At 36.7% G+C, this 19750-nt stretch carries 13 protein-coding genes; 8 read left to right on the top strand and 5 right to left on the bottom strand.

Features of this window, described 5'->3' with window-relative positions; translation table 11 throughout:
- Window positions 1-7: 7 nt before the first annotated feature.
- Both purD and ACH2CJ_RS00660 read right to left on the bottom strand, forming a co-directional pair.
- The gene (purD, locus tag ACH2CJ_RS00665; protein ID WP_394990137.1) at window positions 8-1300 is read right to left on the bottom strand and encodes a phosphoribosylamine--glycine ligase; all 1293 of its coding nucleotides are present in this window, start codon (window positions 1298-1300) and stop codon (window positions 8-10) included.
- A gap of 191 nt (window positions 1301-1491) precedes the next feature.
- Window positions 1492-2226, bottom strand: a complete 735-nt coding sequence (locus ACH2CJ_RS00660; protein WP_394990136.1) for a hypothetical protein — start codon at window positions 2224-2226, stop codon at window positions 1492-1494.
- A 110-nt stretch (window positions 2227-2336) separates the two neighbouring features.
- On the opposite strand from ACH2CJ_RS00660, the gene ACH2CJ_RS00655 reads away from it, so the two are divergent.
- Together ACH2CJ_RS00655 and ccsA are read left to right on the top strand one after the other, a co-directional pair.
- Window positions 2337-2774 (top strand): hypothetical protein, encoded by a 438-nt coding sequence (locus ACH2CJ_RS00655; protein ID WP_394990135.1) that lies wholly within the window; start codon window positions 2337-2339, stop codon window positions 2772-2774.
- A gap of 21 nt (window positions 2775-2795) precedes the next feature.
- Window positions 2796-5321, top strand: coding sequence for a cytochrome c biogenesis protein CcsA (ccsA, locus tag ACH2CJ_RS00650; RefSeq protein ID WP_394990134.1), 2526 nt, complete (start codon window positions 2796-2798; stop codon window positions 5319-5321).
- 116 nt (window positions 5322-5437) lie between these two features.
- Here the strand turns inward: ccsA and ACH2CJ_RS00645 are convergent, their stop codons facing one another.
- Window positions 5438-6967 carry a lipopolysaccharide biosynthesis protein gene (locus ACH2CJ_RS00645; RefSeq protein ID WP_394990133.1) on the bottom strand — a complete coding sequence of 510 codons (1530 nt, stop codon included), beginning with the start codon at window positions 6965-6967 and terminating at the stop codon, window positions 5438-5440.
- A 443-nt stretch (window positions 6968-7410) separates the two neighbouring features.
- Here ACH2CJ_RS00645 and ACH2CJ_RS00640 point away from each other — a divergent pair, with 443 nt between their 5' ends.
- A complete protein-coding gene (locus tag ACH2CJ_RS00640; protein WP_394990132.1) occupies window positions 7411-9663 on the top strand; it encodes a c-type cytochrome in 2253 nt (750 codons plus the stop codon).
- Between the two features lie 83 nt (window positions 9664-9746).
- Here the strand turns inward: ACH2CJ_RS00640 and ACH2CJ_RS00635 are convergent, their stop codons facing one another.
- The gene (locus ACH2CJ_RS00635) at window positions 9747-11414 is read right to left on the bottom strand and encodes a S41 family peptidase (RefSeq protein ID WP_394990131.1); all 1668 of its coding nucleotides are present in this window, start codon (window positions 11412-11414) and stop codon (window positions 9747-9749) included.
- A 110-nt stretch (window positions 11415-11524) separates the two neighbouring features.
- On the opposite strand from ACH2CJ_RS00635, the gene ACH2CJ_RS00630 reads away from it, so the two are divergent.
- The 4 genes from ACH2CJ_RS00630 to ahcY all read left to right on the top strand — a co-directional run bounded on the left by ACH2CJ_RS00630 (window position 11525) and on the right by ahcY (window position 15913).
- Entirely contained in the window at window positions 11525-12649 is a 1125-nt protein-coding gene (locus ACH2CJ_RS00630; RefSeq protein ID WP_394990130.1) for a Gfo/Idh/MocA family protein, read from the top strand.
- Window positions 12650-12785: 136 nt separating this feature from the next.
- Complete coding sequence (locus tag ACH2CJ_RS00625; protein ID WP_394990129.1) at window positions 12786-13613, top strand: DUF2911 domain-containing protein; 828 nt, start codon at window positions 12786-12788, stop codon at window positions 13611-13613.
- A 152-nt stretch (window positions 13614-13765) separates the two neighbouring features.
- Window positions 13766-14425, top strand: coding sequence for a hypothetical protein (locus tag ACH2CJ_RS00620; protein WP_394990128.1), 660 nt, complete (start codon window positions 13766-13768; stop codon window positions 14423-14425).
- Between the two features lie 171 nt (window positions 14426-14596).
- Window positions 14597-15913 carry an adenosylhomocysteinase gene (gene ahcY / locus ACH2CJ_RS00615; RefSeq protein ID WP_394990127.1) on the top strand — a complete coding sequence of 439 codons (1317 nt, stop codon included), beginning with the start codon at window positions 14597-14599 and terminating at the stop codon, window positions 15911-15913.
- 76 nt (window positions 15914-15989) lie between these two features.
- Here the strand turns inward: ahcY and ACH2CJ_RS00610 are convergent, their stop codons facing one another.
- On the bottom strand, window positions 15990-16892 hold the full coding sequence (locus tag ACH2CJ_RS00610) for a radical SAM protein (RefSeq protein WP_394990126.1): 903 nt from the start codon (window positions 16890-16892) through the stop codon (window positions 15990-15992).
- A 260-nt stretch (window positions 16893-17152) separates the two neighbouring features.
- Here ACH2CJ_RS00610 and ACH2CJ_RS00605 point away from each other — a divergent pair, with 260 nt between their 5' ends.
- Window positions 17153-19561 (top strand): prolyl oligopeptidase family serine peptidase, encoded by a 2409-nt coding sequence (locus ACH2CJ_RS00605; protein ID WP_394990125.1) that lies wholly within the window; start codon window positions 17153-17155, stop codon window positions 19559-19561.
- Window positions 19562-19750 lie beyond the last annotated feature (189 nt).

Here is a 19750-nt window from a genome sequence, read left to right as displayed (position 1 = left end):
GCGTCATCTATTTTTCAATATGTTTCAATAAATCCTTGCCAATATCACTTCGGAAATATTTTTCGTCAAATATAATCTTTTTTGCCATCAACTGCGACTTTTTACGGGCAGAATTTAGCGTTCGAGCCATTCCTGTTGTTACAATTACTCGTCCACCATTAGTTACTACCGAACCATCAGTAGCGATTTTTGTGCCAGCGTGGAAAATAATCGTATCTTTTTCAGCTTCTGGAATTTGCATTACGTCGCCTTTGCGGTAATCTTCTGGATAACCCTTAGCAACTGAAACGGTAGCAATTGCTACTTTTGGATTAATGGAAAGTTTAATTTTATCTAATTTCCCATCGGCAGTTGCTTTCATAAGTTTCACCATATCGGTTTTGATTCTTGGAAAAACTACTTCAGTTTCTGGGTCGCCCATGCGAGCATTATATTCAATTACGAAAGGTTCGCCATCAACATTCATTAATCCAACGAAAATAAAACCTACATATTTGATACCTTCGGCTTGTAAGCCGTCTAAAGTAGGTTTTACGATTCGTTCTTCAACTTTAGCTAAAAACTCAGCATCGGCAAATGGCACTGGTGAAACCGCTCCCATACCTCCAGTATTGAGACCTTTATCATTTACGCCAATACGCTTGTAATCTTTGGCTTCGGGTAGGATTTTGTAGTTTTTGCCATCGGTCAAAACAAAAACTGATAGTTCAATTCCTGACAAATATTGTTCGATTAAAACTTTGCTACTGGCATCGCCAAATTTGGCTTCGGTAAGCATTTCGTGTAATGCTTTTTGGGCATCGGATTTAGTTTCGGCAATGATTACACCTTTTCCTGCTGCCAAACCATCGGCTTTCAAAACTATCGGTAGTGATTGTTTATCAAGGTATTGTAAGCCTTCTTGTAGCGTTTCTTTGGTAAAAGTTTGTGAAACTCCAGCAGGAATATTGTATTTTTGCATGAAGCCTTTCGAGAAGTCTTTACTGCCTTCAAGCCTTGCTCCAGAAGCATCTGGGCCAACGATTTTTATCTTTTTCAGAAATTTATCTTTCTTGAAAAAATCAACAATACCAAGCACCAATGGCTCTTCGGGGCCAACAATTACCATCTCGATTTGATGCTCTTTTACCGCTTTTCCAATCGCTTCAAAATCATTTATTCCAAGTGGTAAATTAGTTGCCAATTGTGCTGTACCAGCATTTCCTGGAGCAACAAAAAGATTTGTACAGTTTTTTGATTGTGAAATTTTCCAAGCAAAAGTATGCTCACGGCCGCCCGAACCAAGTATTAAAATATTCATTACAATTAAAATCTTTGAATTTTGAAGTCGTAAAGTTCGGTAAGTTTTTTGAAAAATAATAAATTTAGTAATTGCGGGTTTATCAATAATCAATTACTTTTATTGTAAATTACTGATAATCAACTACTTAATAATAATATCTCAAACTTAAACCTGAAAGGTTTTATGAATTTTCCAAGTTTTTAAAGCGTCTAAAACTCAAATTTCCCTTCATTCTGTACTTTTTTGATAATTTTAAACACTTCCTTTTTGCCTTTTGATGAGATTTTTTGAGAAACTACCATTGCTGAACTGAAATAAGCAATTTTGATAAAAAGCTGATTTTTTTGAAAAAAATCTTTTTGGGTAGTCAGTTCCTCTAAAGCAATTGGCTGAGGGGTTAAGTAATTTAATTCTGTACGGTAATCTATGTATCGCTGAATGCTGTCTTGCGAACTCACAAATCGTTGGTCGAGCATCAAAGCCAGCCCTTCATCGAACCAAGTTGGAATGTGAACTTTGGTTTTCCACCAACCGAGTCTTGTCATTAGTTCGTCGTGGCACATTTCATGGGCAATTACGTCAGTATTGAATCCATCAGTATTTAAAATTATCCACGAACCTAATGGCGTTCCGATACTACAACCTGCTCCTTCTGAGCTTTGACAATACTTTTTGTAGGTTTCAGCATTCTTACAAAAAACAATTTTGGCAATGCCTTCTTGCTTTTCCCAGAAACCTATAATACGCCTTTTTGCCAACTCTATATCTTTTATTAACGTATCTTTTTGTTGTTTAGAAATATTTTTTTCGGCAAAAATCATTGGCTTTATTTCATCAAAATTGTCATAAGCTACAAAAAGACAACGAAAGAACTGTGGAAAAGTCCAAGTAAAAACCAATAAAACCGCTATTAAAATAGTTGTCAAAATCTTAAAATATTTCATTCGTCTTTCATTATTTAGGCGAACTAAAAGTTCAGCTTACAATATTGTATGTTATTCAGTGATTATGACTTAACTTTGGCAAAATTTTAAACAAAAACCATCAAAATTTTATGTACTCGATTATACAACCGATTCACTCCTATCTTGCTTTTGCGGCATTGTTTCTTTTGGGATTTGCAACAATCAATGGTATTTTGGGTTCTAATAGCGAAAAAGCTTTTGAAGCGAAAGATGCAAATATCAACAAATTTGCTCTCATTGCTACCCATACAATGTTTCTTTTAGGGTTAATTTTATTGTTTGTTTCACCAATTGCACAGGCAGCTTTTGCTGATATGAAAGCAGCCATGAAGGATAGCGACGTAAGAAAAGCGGTTGTCGAGCATCCATTTGTTAATATTATTGCCGTTATATTAGTAACCATAGGAAATGCTCGTGTGAAACGTGCCATAGGTAATGGTCGTAAATTTAAGCAAACTGCCATTTTCTTTGGTGTGGCATTGTTGTTAATTTTGAGTAGAATTCCTTGGGGAGTTTGGTTTGATTGAAAAATTGTTTAAAATCTAATTATGTTAAGGTCATATCTTGGTAACATCGGGCATACGTCCGTCATTATTGCATTTGTAGCTGCTGTTGTTTCAACTTATGCCTATTGGCAAGCATCTCGCACACAAAATTTAAGCATAGAAAGTTGGCTAAAGTTCGCACGAAAGGCATTTTATGTCCATACTTTGGCGATTTTTACTATTTGTGCTTCACTTTTAAGCATTATTTTTAATCATTATTTCGAGTATCATTATGCTTGGGACAACTCTTCGTTGAGTTTGCCTTTGGGCTATGCTATTTCGTGTTTTTGGCAAGACCAAGAAGGAAGTTTCCTTCTTTGGATGTTTTGGAATGTAGTTTTGGGCGTAATTTTGATAAATACTACGCTCCGAAAAACCAAAAATGGCGGCATGGAAGCTCCAACAATGACTATCTTTGCTTTGGTTCAAGTTTTTTTGGCTTCTATGATTTTGGGAGTTGTGCTTTGGGGAGAATTTAAAATTGGAAGCACGCCATTTTTGACTTTACGAGAATCAATGCCGAATATTCCAATTTGGAAAACCAATCCTAATTTCATTCCAAAAGATGGAAACGGGTTAAATCCTTTGCTTCAAAACTATTGGATGGTGATTCACCCGCCTACCCTGTTTTTGGGTTTTGCCATGACACTTGTTCCGTTTGCTTTTTGCATTGCTGGACTTTGGAAAAAACAATATGTCGAATGGATAAAACCTGCTTTGCCTTGGACTTTGGCCGCGGCGGTTATTCTCGGAACAGGAATTATGATGGGCGGAATTTGGGCGTATGAAACCCTCAATTTTGGTGGCTATTGGAACTGGGATCCCGTTGAAAATGCAGTTTATGTGCCGTGGTTAGTTTTGGTTGGAAGCTTTCATACCATGCTTCTTGCTCGTAAAAGTAGTACGGCATTGAAATACACCATAATTTTGGTTATAGCTCAATTTATTCTGATTATTTATTCTACATTTTTGGCTCGAAGTGGTATTCTTGGAAATGCTTCAGTTCATTCATTTACTGATTTGGGGCTTTCGGGACAATTGCTTATTTACTTGCTAACTTTCATTGTTTTTGCAGTAGCATTGTCAATTATTCGCTGGCAATATTTACCAAAAGATGAAACTGAAATCTCGACTTATTCTCGTGAGTTTTGGGTTTTTACAGGCGTTTTAATGCTTTGTTTAGCTGCTTTTCAGGTAATTGTTACCACTTCTATCCCTGTTTATAATAAAATTGCAGAAGTTTTTGGTGGAAAACTCAATATGGCATTGCCTACCAATCAAGTTGAACATTTTACACAGTTCCAACTTTGGTTCTTTATAGCTATTACCGCACTTTCGGGCGTTGCTCAATTTTTTTGGTGGAAACGTATTAATAAAGAAAACCTTTCAAAATTGCTCAATCCATTGATTATAAGCCTTTTGGTTTCTGCTTTAATTATCACTTTTGCCAAAGTAAACAATTGGAAATACATTATTTTATTGACCGCTACAATGTTTAGTATTGCAGCTAATGGTAGCATTTTAACCGATATTCTGAAAGGCAAGTTTAAGGTTGCGGGCGGAGCAATTACCCATATCGGTATTGCTTTAATGTTGCTTGGAATCATGTTCTCATCGGGTTATTCAAAAGTTGTTTCTTTAAATTTTTCGGGAGCCAAGATTTTTACCAACGAAACTGATAATAAAGAAAATGCCTTACTTTGGCTCAATCGCCCAACCGAATTGAGTGAATTTTCTTTCACATATAAAGGTCAATTTGTAGATGTACGAAATGTACCAGGTTATATCGAAAAGAAATATATTATGCCTGTGCCAGGAAGTAATTATAAAGGAATTGCCCGTGCCGATGTAGTTGATGGCGATAAAACTTTCTATAAAAGAGGCGACACCCTCGAATTTGAAGGAGAAAACACTTATTATCAGATAGAATATACCGATAAATCGGGCAAGCATTTTAATATGTACCCACGCACGCAGGAAAATGAAAAAATGGGCAGGGTTGATTCGCCTGACATTAAAAAGTTTTGGAATAAAGATATTTATGCTTTCGTATCGGGGCCTCCTGTGGCAGAAGATGAGCGTGATTGGAGTCGTCCAGAAGAATTTGCAGTGGCAATTGGCGATACTTTTTTTGTGAATGACTACGTAGCCATTTTAGAAAATGTTGAAGGCATAAAGGAGGTTGATGGCATGGCTCTCGCCGAAGGAGATGCAGCAGCACGTGCATCGGTAAGAATTTTGGACAGAGATGTTTCGGTTACAATGCGACCAGTTTTTGCTATTCGTAACCGTGAGATTTGGAGCAAACCCGAAGTAAATAACGAAATGGGACTACGCCTCCAACTGACAAAAATTGACCCTACTTCTGGTAAATTTTCATTCTCTGCAAGTCAAGGGCAGCGAGAGTTTTTGGTTATGAAAGCTACCGAAAAACCTCATATCAACTTACTTTGGTTTGGATTTCTGTTGGTAATTATAGGAATAACTTTGGCAACAATCAGAAGATTTAGAATTATTGGGGCTGAATAAATTAAATTCTCAGAAAATCAGTAAAATTTCTCTTAAAAATATCAATAACACTTAGACAATGAAGAATCTTCATTGTCTTTTCTAATCAAATCATACGTTCTTTACCACACCCTTTTCTATTCTGTGCCTTTGTGCTTTTGTTTCTTGGTGCCTTTAAAACTTATTCCTAAGCTTTTTCTTTCCAAAATAACAATACTAAATAAAAATAACAAACTTAGTATGATATGAAAAGGTATAGAAAAATAAGGATTTGTAATTTTGATTTGCAACGAAGCAAAAATAAGAACGCCAGCAGCAATAAGATAAATACCCACTGACTTAAGTTCATAAGGAATTGGATAATGTTTTTGTCCATAATAATAACATAGTATCATCATAACAAATGATGAAAACGCAAAGGTAATGGCACAACCAACGTAGCCCAAAATCGGAATCAGAATGATATTGAGGATAACCGTCAAAATCATTCCAAAAATGGTGAAATAAGTACCAAAATGAGTTTTGTCGCTTAATTTGAACCACATCGACATATTTTGATAAACACCAATAAATAGATTGGCTAAGAGTAAAATAGGTACAACTACAATTCCCGAACGATAACTTTTGCCCAAAATCAAACTAATCAAGTCGATATTGATACTCACGCCCACCCAAATCAAAATGCAAGCAATTGTAAACCATTTGGTGGCGAGGGCAATCATTGAAGGCGAGTTTTTATCTTCGGCTTTTGAGAAAAAAAACGGGTCGGCAGCATAGCGATAAGCCTGCACAACGAGCAACATAAAAATCGATAATTTATAAACATTAGCATAAATACTAAAGGCATCGTCGGTACTAAAACCTTTATAAAAACCTTCGGGAAGTATCTCACGAAACATCACACGGTCGGCGGTTTGGTTGACTGCACCAGCCAAACCCATGATGAGTAGTGGATAAGCATAGACCAAAATAGGTTTAAATTTCTGAAAATCGAAAGTAAATTTGAAGTCGATGAACTCTCGCCACAGCAGTAAAACTGTAATAAGACTGGCTATAAAATTTGCCCAAACGATATAATCTGGCCCAATAGCGGGGTTATAAAAAAAGTCGGCAAAAGGTTTCCATGAACTAAGAAAAAACCCTTCATTAATATATTTGCAGAACATCAAATAGAAAACATTAAGTCCGATATTGATAAAAATATTGGCCAAACGAATAAAAACAAAGCGTTTTGCTCGACTTTCGGCTCTTAATTTTACAAATGCAATGGCAGCGATTGCATCAGTTGCCAAAATAATTGCAAACCAAACTATCAAGCGTTCTTTTCCTGGAAAACCCATCAAGTTGATGATTGGTGTAGCCAAAAAATAGATGATTATTGAGAAAAAAATGCTTGTCATAATAATGTATGACAGTATAAGATTGTAATATTCTTGCCGATTTTCTTTTTTATTGGCGTAGCGGAAAAACGCAGTTTCCATGCCATAAGTATAGAGAATATTTAATAATATTACATAAATATAAAGTTGATTGTTATCGGCAAGGAGTTTTGGCTGATGGAAAACTCGTGTATGTACTGCCACCAAAAGCCAGTTTAGAAAACGTCCTGCAATGCTACTAATGCCATAAAGAGCGGTATCGCTCGCTAATTTTTTTACTACGCTCATTTGTTAGTCGATAGACTATAGGTTTACTTTATCATAAATTTCTCGCAATTTCAGCACTTAAAGAGTTATATGCAAGCGAAAGCAATAGAATCACCAATGGTAATTAATAATTAACTGATGTTACGCAAAACTAAGCCCAACGGGCTTAAACCTGAATAGCCCCGAAAGTATTTCGGGGTAAACTATAAAAATAGATACCAACCCCGAAGTGGGTTGAACAATAGTGGTTCAACCCACTTTGGGGTTGTGAACATTTATTGCATTTTATTCCCCGAAATACTTTCGGGGCTATTCATGTTAAAGGCTTTCAGCCTTTCAGTGCGTAGCTATTTGGCATTTGTTTATTTACTGCTAAGACTTTTATAGATTTTCCTTTTTTAGATTTTCTAAAATGCTAAAAAATAACCCTAAATTGTAACGTTTTTAACCTCAACCTTAATAAAATGAAAAGTAATAGTTTGAAATTTAGCTTATTGGCTTTTTCTACATTAATATTTGTTTCTATGATTCAAGAAACATCAATGACTGAAAAAAATGCTATCTCAATTACAAAATCAGACAGTCTGATTAAAACACCCACACCACTCACGCCCCAACAAAGCCTGATGGCATTTCAAGTTCCTGCGGGCTACCATATCGAATTGGTGGCAAGTGAACCAATGATTACCGAACCTGTGGCTATTGCGTGGGACGGCGACGCTCGCATGTACGTTGCTCAAATGGAAACTTATACTCAAGATGCCGATGGAACGGGTACAAAAGAGAAGAAAAGTAGGGTGATGCTTTTAGAAGACACAAATAATGATGGAAAGATGGATAAAAGTTCGGTTTTCATCAAAGACTTGATGCTGCCACGTATGATTCTTTGTGTAAATCATGAGCTTTTGGTAAACGAAACTGATACCTACGATATTCATAGTTATAAAGATACCAACGGCGATGGCATTGCCGATGTAAAAAAAGCGGTTTATACATTGGGGAAAGTTGCACCTGGCAATTTGGAACATCAGAGAAGCGGTTTAGACTGGAATCTCGACAATTATATTTATCAAACTGTTGACCCCATACGATTTCGTTATGTAAATGGAATGCTCAAGCCCGATTCGCTGCATAGTGGTTCAAATGGACAATGGGGCTTAACGCATGACAATTACGGACGTTTATTTTTTAGCCGTGCAGGTGGAGAAAACGCTGGTTCGGGCTTTCAAGTAAATCCAAAATATGGCTCATTAGAATTTTCGGATGCTTACAGTGAGGAAAAATTTAGCCCTGTTTGGTCAGCTATTGCTAATCCTGATGTGCAAGGTGGTTTACCTCGTTTGCGTCCTGATAGCACTTTGAACCATTTTACTGCTGCAAATGGTCAATCAATCTTTAGAGGCGACCGTCTTCCCGCCGATTTGGTGGGCGATTATATTATCAACGAACCCGTAGCACGCATCGTTAGACGTGCCAAAGTAATCAATCGAGAAGGCAAAACACATCTCGAAAATGCTTACGACCACAAGGAATTTATTGCCAGCACTGACTTTTATTTTAGACCAGTAAATACTTATACAGGGCCTGACGGACTTATTTATATTGTAGATATGAATAGAGGAATTATTCAAGAATCCAATTGGACGCAAAAAGGGACTTTTCTCAGAAATAAAATTGATTATTATGGTATAGCTAAAATCAACCAGCGAGGAAGAATTTGGCGATTGGTTCACGATGACTATAAACCAAGTCCGAAACCTAAAATGTTAGACGTTTCTGCAAAAACGTTGGTCAATTATTTAGACCATCCAAACGGTTGGTGGCGTGACAATGCCCAAAAACAAATCATTATTCTTGGCGATAAATCGGTAATTCCAACTTTAAAATTGATAGTTTCCGGCAAAAAAGGCTCATCAGTTTTGGGTAGATTACACGCATTATGGACGCTTGAAGGCTTGAATGCCATTGACAAAAGTGTGCTTTATATTGCTCTGAAAGATACTGATCCTCAAATAAGAAGAGCAGGAATTTGGATTGCTGAACGCTACCTAAAACAAAATGACCAAGCAATGATTGCCCAAGTTGGCAAACTAACAAATGATGAAAGTTTCGATGTAAAAACACAGTTGGTTTTATCATTAGGGGCGAATAAAAATAATCTTGCCAAGAAAATTGTTCAAGACATTTTAGTACAAAACCCTAATAATCAAATGCTTGTAAGGTCAAAAGCAAGCATTGACCGAAACGAAGATGCAAAAATATATGGAATGAAACTCGCTGGCTTTACACCGCCCGAAAGAAAACTAATCTTAGCTGGTAGTGAAATTTACAAATCACTTTGTTCAGCTTGCCACGGTGCTGATGGAAAAGGACTTCCCACAAATGCAGCTCCAGCCTTGAGGGGGGCAAAACATGTAAGTGCAGATAAAGATATAGCCATCAGAATTTTATTACATGGTTTAAAAGGCCCAATCGAAGGAAAAACGTATCCAAGTGAAATGGCTTCAATGAAAGATAATTCCGATGAGTGGATTGCTTCTGTAGTAAGTTATATACGCTACGAATTTGTTGGAACTTCGGTGAGAGTTGGCAAAGGCAGACAGTCTGCGGTGGTACAAGTAGCTGATGTTAAGAAGATTAGAGACCAACATTCAACCCAAAATGAGTCTTGGACAATGGATGCTTTAGAAAAACTATCAATACCTCCAAGTCAGTAAATTACTCTGCTTTTAAATTTATATTTGAGGGTTAAATTGAAGTTTAATAGGCAAAACAGGATTGAGTTTAGGAAAAGAGGCTTTTAAAGCCTCTTTTCTCTCTCCAATTTTTCAGCTTTGTCAAATTGTCCCATTGCTGTTTCAACAATTGGGTCTTTACCATAAATGATTTGGTAAAATTCATTGTTCAAGCCATTTTTCACATTTCGTTGCCAAATATGACGAGCAATCGTAGCTTTTATCTGTAATTTGATAAAATCTTTTGAGAGACCATAATCAGCAGCAATAAATTTGATTTCAGAGCTATTTGCCAGTTTTTTTACACTTTCAAGCATTTGCTCTGTTACTTCAAAATTCTTGAAAAAGCTATTAAAGGCTTGTTTTTCTAATGTTTTTCTATTATCATTTGCATAATTTAAGGCATATTCACGCAAAACATTCTTGCCATATAATTCCAACAAGTATCTGGTAATATGACTTGTATCTCTCGGTACAAATATATCGGGAGTAACGCCGCCGCCGCCATAAACGACCCTTCCTCCATTAGTTTTGAATCGCATTTTAGGATTGTTTTTTATACTATCTGCTATAAAATACTCTCCCGATTTGCTACGGTCTTCAAGTTCATGTTCATAATTTTCCAAATGCCCTTTCGAATAAGGTTTCTGAATACTTCGCCCACTTGGAATATAATATCGAGAAATCGTCAGACGTAATTCTGAGCCATCAGAAAGTTGAATTGGCTGTTGAACTAAACCTTTTCCAAAAGTTCGACGACCTACAATTAATGCACGGTCATAATCTTGCAAAGCTCCCGAAACAATTTCTGAGGCAGATGCACTGCCTTCATCAACCAAAACTATAACTGAGCCTTTTTCAAACATTCCATCTTTTTCGGCATACGTTTTTCTGTTATTTCGGCTATCTTTTCCATCGGTATAAACAATAACACCTTTACCGCCCACCAACTCATCAACAATATCGGTAGCTCTGTCCATATAGCCGCCAGGGTTTCCACGCAAATCGAGCAATAATTGTTTCATGCCTTGCTTTTGCAAAGAAGAAAGATGTTGTTTGAATTCGTCATAAGTGGTTTCAGTAAAACGATTGATTTTGAGATAAGCCGTTTTTTTATCTTCCATCATGTAGGCCGCATCGATTGAGTACTGGGGAATTTTATTGCGTATAACAGTAAATTTCAACAAATCTTTAAAGCTTCGGCGTTTGATTTCGAGTTTTACTTCTGAACCACGCTTTCCTCGAAGATTTGAAAAAATATTTGTACTATTGGCATCTTTTCCTGTCAAGTTTTTACTATTTGCCTTAATAATGGCATCGCCACTCTGAATTCCGACACTTTCGGAAGGCCCACCAGCTAAGGGAGTAACCACATAAACGGTATCATTGAAGACATTAAACTCAATTCCAATTCCATCGAAACCACTTTCGAGTTGCGAACGAGCTATTTCAGCTTCTTGTGGCGGAAAATAGTAAGTATGTGGGTCGAGTTTTTCGAGCATTTTCGTGATAGAATAATCAACCAACGAATCGGTATTGACACTATCAACATAGCTTCGATTTATGTATGTTAAAATTTCTCTGAATTTGGTCGAACTACGAGAAACATCATTTCCTGCACTGCGTCCACCAAAAAAAGTAGCACCAATCAACATGCCCACAACGAGTGTCGTAGCTACGATTATGGGCGTACGAATAGTTGTCTTACTATTGAATATTTTTTTTTCTTCCACTTTTTACTTTTGATTTGATAATTAGTTCGTACTTTTAGAAACAGTTTCTTGGCTTAATAAATTACACAAGATTACATAAATATTCTATTTTAACCCTATTTACTAAAAAAATGTCTGAAAATCAATCTCGTAGGTCTTTTTTACAAAATCTCGGTGTCGGACTTGGCACTACTACAGCTGCTTTTGCTGTGCCTTCAGTCATGGCGATTCAAGAAACTAAGCTTCAAAAAGACGAAAAAAAACTCGGAGTCGCTCTCGTTGGCTTAGGTAGTTACGCAAAAAATCAATTGGCGGTTGGTTTAGAAAATGCTAAAAATTGCTATTTGGCAGGAATCGTTACTGGTACACCAGCCAAAGCAGAAGAATGGGCGAAAAAGTACAACCTTCCTGCAAAAAATGTCTATAATTATCAAAACTTTGACGAAATAGTCAATAACAAAGACATTGATATTGTTTATGTAGTTACGCCAAATTCGCTGCACCGCGAATTTGTGGTGCGTGCAGCAAAAGCAGGAAAACATGTAATGTGCGAAAAACCAATGGCAACTTCAGTAGAAGATTGTAAAGTAATGATAAAGGCTTGTCAAGATGCTGGCGTGCAATTGGGCATTGGTTATCGTCTTCATTTTGAGCCATTTACGCAAGAAATTATGCGAATTGGACAGAAAAAAGTATTTGGTGATGTAAGGTTTATTCAAACAAATTTTGGTTTTAGCATTGGAGACCCAACACAATGGCGTTTGAAAAAAGCAATGGCTGGTGGTGGACCTTTGATGGACGTTGGCATTTATTGTGTGCAAGCATCTCGCCATGTTTTGGGCGAAGAACCACTTTGGGTAACTGCACAATATGGCCCAATTTCTGACACCGAGCGTTTCAAAGATGTAGAAGAAAATGTTTCATGGCAAATGCAGTTTCCAAGCGGAGCAATGGTCAATGGCTTTAGTTCTTACAAATCTAATATTGAGCAACTTTATGTTTCGGCAAATAAAGGTTTTGTTCAGCTAAGTCCAGCGTATTCGTATGGCCCATTAAAAGGAAAAACACATGAAGGAGATTTGAAATTACCTGTTGTTCATCATCAAACTGTAATGTTGGAAGAAATTTGTAAGGAATTTCTCGCAACCAAAAAATTCCCTACACATATTGGCGGTGAAGAAGGATTGAGAGATATGAAAATCTTGATGGCAATTTATGAAGCCGCTCAAACAGGCAAGCGAATTAGTTTGGTATAAGGAGGATTTTAAATACGTGATTTGAGAAAGTAGTATTTATATTTTCAAATTCTATTCTCGAATCTTGTATCTCCCCAACAAACCATTTCTATTATTTCAACGTTATCTTTTTTTAAACAAAAACAATCAAACACAAATGAAAAAAATCGTTTTACTATTCTCAATCTTTGTATCAATGGGAGCAATGGCACAAGGCATCAAAATGCCTGCACCAAGTCCAACCCAAACCATCAAGCAAGATTTTGCTCTTTCATCAATCGAACTTAATTATTCTCGTCCATTGGCTAAAGGTCGCAAGATTTTTGGAGATTTAGTGCCTTTCGGAAAAATATGGCGTACAGGTGCCAATGGTGCTACCAAAGTAACATTCGGTGAAGATGTAAAAGTAGGCGGAGTAGCAGTAAAAGCAGGTTCGTATGCTATTTATTCGATTCCAAATGCTAACGAATGGGAAATTATTATCAATAAAGGCGTAAATAATGGTGGTTTAACTGGCTACAAAACTGAAGAAGATGTAGCTCGTTTCAAAGTAAAAACAATGGCGTTGCCATTTGCTATTGAATCGTTTACGATGATGATTGGTGATGTATTGCCTGCTTCTGCCAATATCCAAATTTTATGGGAAAATACCGCTGTAAGCATTCCAGTAGAAGCAGATATTAACAGCAAAATTATGAAGTCGATTGACGCAGCAATGAATGTTGATAATCGTCCTTACTTTGCTGCTGCAAGTTATTATTTTGAAGTAGGAAAAGAGTTACCAAAGGCATTGGAGTGGGTAAACAAAGCAATTGACGCTCAACCAAAAGCTTATTGGATGGTACATTTGAAAGCAAAAATCCAAGCTAAAATGGGCGATAAGGTTGCTGCAAAAGCAACAGCTTTGAAAGGAATTGAATTAGCAAAAGAAGGCAAAAATGATGACTACGTTGTATTGAACGAAAAATTGATTGCAACTTTATAAGAAGCATGGTTCTAAAAACATTGAAAAAGCGTTCTCTTCGTAAGGAGGGAACGCTTTTTATTTTACGAGAAACTACCAATAATCATAGAACAGTTCATAAAACTTTTTTAACTTTATATAAAAGATTCATGAACCCATAAATATTCAATAATATGAAAGCACTGCAATTATTCTTTTTCTTTCTGATTATTTCTGTTAGCTCATTTGGCCAGCTTTCTAACGAAAATTCTATGACAGTTATGCTTGATGGTAAGGAGTTTAAAACTCAACCTCGCCAAATAAAAATTGGCAATTATGCCTATTTTACAGGAAATGGAAGCAAACCAGATAAAATGCTAAGAATTTGGCTTGGTGACTTTTATGGTCGCTCGGCTGTAGAATCTGGCACTTATCTAATCGTCAATGCCGATAACCCCGACACGAAAGATAATATTAAAAAAGCTCAAGATTTGGGAAAATATAAAGGTATTGCGGCTATTAAATACGTAGAAGAAACCAAAGAACCTCGCATGGAATATCATGTGGGCGAGTCGCAAAATAATGATGAAACTTTAGAGGTAAAAGCAGGAACAGATGGTTTTATTGAAGTTATATTTAGCGGAACACTAACAGGCTCTTATTGGAAAGAAAAAGCTTCGGCTACGGTTTTTGGAGGTTTGGGCAGAATTAAAGATAAATTTGAAAGTAAAGTGATTACATCAGCAACTGGTTTTGATTCAGACATAGACCCCGAAGGAAATGGTTATAAAAAACAAGATAAAAAAGATGTGATAGTATTGACAGATGGAAAAATGAAATTGAAGAAAAACTAAAGAAACCTTCTGCACCAACAGTATTATTTTTTGTTAAAGTAAAAGATTTTGGTAAATAAAAATTATCCAAAAAAAGTTGATTTGGCAAATAAATTATCCTAATTTTGTTCATTATTTAGAAAAACCAACTAAATATATAATTTTCTAAGGATAATTTAACTTATATCAATAATGTCAACAGCAACAAAAACCTACATTCCTTTCAAGGTAAAAGACATAACGCTTGCCGATTGGGGTCGCAAAGAAATTAAATTAGCAGAAGCCGAAATGCCAGGTTTAATGGCAATCCGTGCTGAATATGGCCCGTCAAAACCATTGGCAGGTGCAAGAGTAGCAGGTTGTTTACACATGACAATTCAGACTGCGGTTTTGATTGAAACCCTTGTAGAGTTGGGTGCAGAAGTAACTTGGTCTTCTTGTAATATTTTCTCAACACAAGACCACGCCGCTGCTGCTATTGCTGCTGCTGGTATTCAAGTTTATGCTTGGAAAGGTCAAACTGCCGAAGAATTCGACTGGTGTATTGAGCAAACTTTGCTTTTTGGCGAAAAACAAAATCCATTAAACATGATTTTGGATGATGGCGGCGACTTAACAAATATGGTTTTTGATTTGTATCCAGAATACATCGAAGGCATCAAAGGCTTGTCGGAAGAAACTACAACTGGTGTTCACCGTTTGTATGAGCGTATGAAAAATGGCACGTTGTTCTTGCCAGCTATCAACGTGAACGATTCGGTTACAAAGTCGAAATTTGATAATAAATATGGTTGTAAAGAATCGTTGGTAGATGCTATCCGTCGTGCAACCGATATTATGATGGCAGGAAAAGTTGCTGCCGTTGCAGGTTATGGTGATGTAGGAAAGGGTTCGGCAGAATCGCTTCGTGGAGCTGGTTGCCGTGTATTAGTTACTGAAATCGACCCAATTTGTGCTTTGCAAGCAGCAATGGACGGCTACGAAGTTGTAACAATGAATGAAGCGGTAACTCGTGCAAATATATTCGTAACGGCTACTGGTAACGTAAATATCATTCGTGACCGCCACTTCAAAAATATGCGTGACAAAGCAATTGTTTGTAACATCGGTCACTTCGACAACGAAATCGACATGGCTTGGTTGAACAAAAACTATGGTCATACAAAATCTACAATCAAACCACAAGTTGATATGTATGAAGTTGATGGTAAAGAAATCATCATCTTAGCTGAAGGACGTTTGGTAAACTTAGGTTGTGCCATGGGACACCCATCATTCGTGATGTCATGTTCGTTCTCAAACCAAGTTTTAGCTCAATTGGAGTTGTGGGGTAATCCTGGCAAATATGAGAAAAAAGTTTATGTACTTCCTAAGCAATTAGATGAAAAAGTAGCCGCTTTCCACTTGGCTCACGTTGGTGCAAAATTAGAAACATTAGATGCTGAACAAGCTGCTTACATCGGCGTTTCGACTGAAGGACCATTCAAATCAGAAATGTATCGTTATTAAGAAATAATAGATTTTTATACAAAAAAGCCCATTTATTGAGAAATAGATGGGCTTTTTATGATATTTTATAGAATCTTTAAAATAGATTTAATTGATTCGTATCGGTTATTACAGCAATCGGTTTTAGTTTACGTTCAACTATTTTTTTCTCACGCCATTCCCAACGTTCTTTTTTGGCTTCGGGCGTAATAGAATTATAAAATGATTTAACGCCTCGCTTCTCAAACTCTTCACGAGTTTTTTGCATCATTGCTTCCACAAATGACTCATCTAACCACTCTGGAAAATGTTTTTGAAATAAGTCTTTGGTTAATTGTTTATGATTCATGGTAGCAATCCAAACTCGTTTGGTTACGAACGGAGCAAATCGCTCAGCATAGATTTCAGGATTTAGTGGTAAAATAGGCATACAAGAAAGTCGAGTTTCGATGCCTGCTTCATTATAAAGTCTTAGTCCACGTTCTCTTTCCAGTAAGCTGGGAGCTTTGGGTTCAAAAATCTTTCTAACATCTTCTCGGTCAGTATGAATCGAATAACTTACCAAGACGCTCGTTTTTTTTGATAATTCCTGCAATAATGGAATATCTCGGGCAATATCTCGAGCCGTACCACGTGTTTGCACTTCTAATTCGATGGGTGGATTTTCAAGAAAAAATTCTAAAATTGGAGGAATTAAACCTAATTTTCGTTCGATAGGCATGTAAATATCGGTAGCATTGCCAAAATAAATCTTTGATTTTTTAATTTTCTCTTTTTCTTTGTGGAGCAATTCCACCAAGTTAGTTTTATAATCTACCCAAGTTCCCCAACCAGTTTTATCCCATTTTTCCTTCGTTCGACCTGTAAAAAAATTCATTTTAATAGCCGAGCAAAATTCGCAAGCAAAAACACATCCTTGATAAGGATTGATTGCAATATTTGAGCCGTAGGTTGAAGTCAGAGCCTGACGAGCGACAATAGGTTTGAGTGTAAAAGGCATGATGGATTAATTCTAAAAATGGGCGAAATCTAAAGTTGGCTAACTATATATAACAATATTTTTAGTGTGATAGTTCTAATTTTAAAGGTATTATCAAGAACACGTAACTTTATAAAAATTGATGGTAAGAATTAGATAAATCTACTGAAACGTCTACCTTTTTACAGTATAAGTCGCCAAAACATATCATAAATGCTTTTTAATCGTTAATTTCACTTTGTTAAATCATTCTTCATCAATTTTACTAACTAACACTTGCAATGAATAAGACAATTATCTTTTTATGGGCAACCTTTGCCATGTATTTTAGTTCATTTTCACAAGATGCCGTAAATTATCAACTCCCACCCAAAGAAATAGCCGATTTACTTTTGGCAAAACCCACGCCCGATGTGAGCATCGACAGTCAAGGCGAATGGATGTTGCAGAGTGAAAGAAATTCCTACCCTACGGTTGAGGAGTTAGGTCAGCCCGAAATTCGAATTGCGGGTTTGAGATTAAACCCGAATAATTTCTCGCCCAGCCGACAAACTTTCATCAATAACTTTACCCTGAAAAGTATAAAAACTGGTAAAGAGTTTAAAATTATTGGTTTGCCAGCCAATATGTTGGCAGGTAATGTAAGATGGAGTCCTAATGAAAAGAAAATTGCATTCACCAATACTACCAACGGCAGAGTTGATTTATACCTTATTGATGTATCAACAAAAGTAGCTAAGAAGGTAAATAAAAAAGCATTAAACGTGGTGTTAGGTGCGGACTTAACTTGGTTTGATGACAATGCGATTGTTTATAAAACGGCTGTTAGTCTTCCGAGTGCAGCTCCTGCAAAACCTATAACGCCCAAAGGACCAACTGTGCAGCAAAATATTGGAAAAGCTGCACCTGGACGAACCTACCAAGATTTAATCAAAACGCCTTATGATGAACAGCTTTTTGAGTTTATGTCAATCGCTCAAATGGTCATTAATCGTGGAGGTGTAGAAACGCCTATTGGCAAACCTGCCATTTATGAATCTTATACTTTATCGCCCGATAAAAAATACTTTTTGTTGGAAATTTTGAAGAAACCATTTTCATATTTAGTTACAGCTGGTGGCTTTCCAACTACGATTTTGATAGTAGATATTAGTGGAAAATTGATGAAAGACATTGCAGACTTGCCAAGTGCCGAAACAAGACCAACAGGTAATGACAATGTTCAGAATATTCCAAGAGGCTTTGAATGGAGAGCCGACGAAGCAGCCACTTTGGTTTGGGCAATGCCTTTAGACAGTGGCTTGATAAAAAAGAATGTGGAATTTCATGATGTAGTTTATGCTCAAACTGCACCTTTCAAGGCTGAAAAGCAAGAATTATTCAAAACAAAGATGCGTTTTCGTGGAATAACTTGGGGAAATGAAAACTTTGCGTGGGTTTCGGAAGCACTTACGGGCAAGCAAACTTTCAAAGTAAGTAGATATAATAGCAGTAGCAAAACCTTATCTACGCTGTTTGAAAGAAATATTACTGATGCTTACGGTAATCCAGGAACGCCCTTAATGACAAAAAACAACTATGGTAAACAAGTTATTTTAGTAGAAGGAAACAAGGTTTTCTTGAATAATACTGCGGGTTCTTCTCCTAAAGGTGATTTGCCATTTTTGAGCCTTTTTGATTTTGATACCAAGAAAACCGAACAACTTTGGCGATGCAGCGAAGGTACTTTTGAATTCGTAGTAGATGTTTTAGATTCAAAAAATTTAAAGTTTATTACCCGAAAAGAGTCTAAAACCGATGTGCCAAATTTTTATATTAAAAACTTAAAATTAAAAATAGCCGATATGCCTATAACGGCATTTACAAATCCTTACCCTGGTTTGGTTGGTGTAAGTAAGCAAAAAGTGAAATATACTCGCAAAGACGGTATTGAGCTTACAGGAGATTTATATTTGCCAAAAGGTTATAATAAAGAGCGAGACGGAGCATTGCCAGTTTATTTGTGGGCGTATCCAAGAGAATTTAACAATGCCGCTGATGCCGCACAGGTGCGTGGAAGCGAGAATAAGTTCATAACTATTGCGTGGGGAAGTCCGATTTACTACGTTACACAGGGTTTTGCAGTACTTGACAATGCCGAAATGCCAATTGTGAGCAAAGGAGGAGATTCAAAACCGAATGATGATTTTATTGAACAACTAACACTCAACGCCGAGGCCGCCATCAATCATTTGGCAGGAATGGGCGTAGGTGATAGAAACAGAGTTGCGGCTGGCGGACATAGCTACGGTGCTTTTATGACTGCCCATTTATTGAGTCATACCAAACTTTTTAAGGCAGGAATTGCACGAAGCGGTGCTTATAACCGAACTTTAACACCATTTGGTTTTCAAGCTGAAGATAGAACTTATTGGGAAGCACCAGATTTGTATTACAAAATGAGTCCGTTTAGTTACGCTGATAAAATCAAAACACCACTTTTGTTGATTCATGGCGATACTGACGATAATCCTGGAACCTTTCCCATCAATAGTGAACGCATGTTTAGTGCTATCAAAGGTCATGGTGGAACAGTACGTTTTGTATTTTTACCTTACGAAGCACATGGCTACCGAGGCAAGGAAAACTTGCTACACATGCTTTGGGAGCAAAATGAATGGTTGAGAAAATATGTAAAAGAAAGTAAATAGTCGATAGTGTTTTTATGAAAAACGCCCATTTATTGAGAGATAGATGGGCGTTTTACGAAGTTAAAATCTTCAAGGTTTGCAAAAATAGGATTATTTATTAGACTTCTTGCGAAAGTGTTTTATGATTGAAAAATAGTAGATTTTCAAGCGAAAATTGAGGAAATTTTGAAAGCATAGCACCGCTACGGT

This window comes from Emticicia sp. (assembly GCF_043780375.1).
Lineage (GTDB): Bacteria > Bacteroidota > Bacteroidia > Cytophagales > Spirosomataceae > Emticicia.
This window is presented reverse-complemented; position numbering and strand designations above follow the sequence as displayed.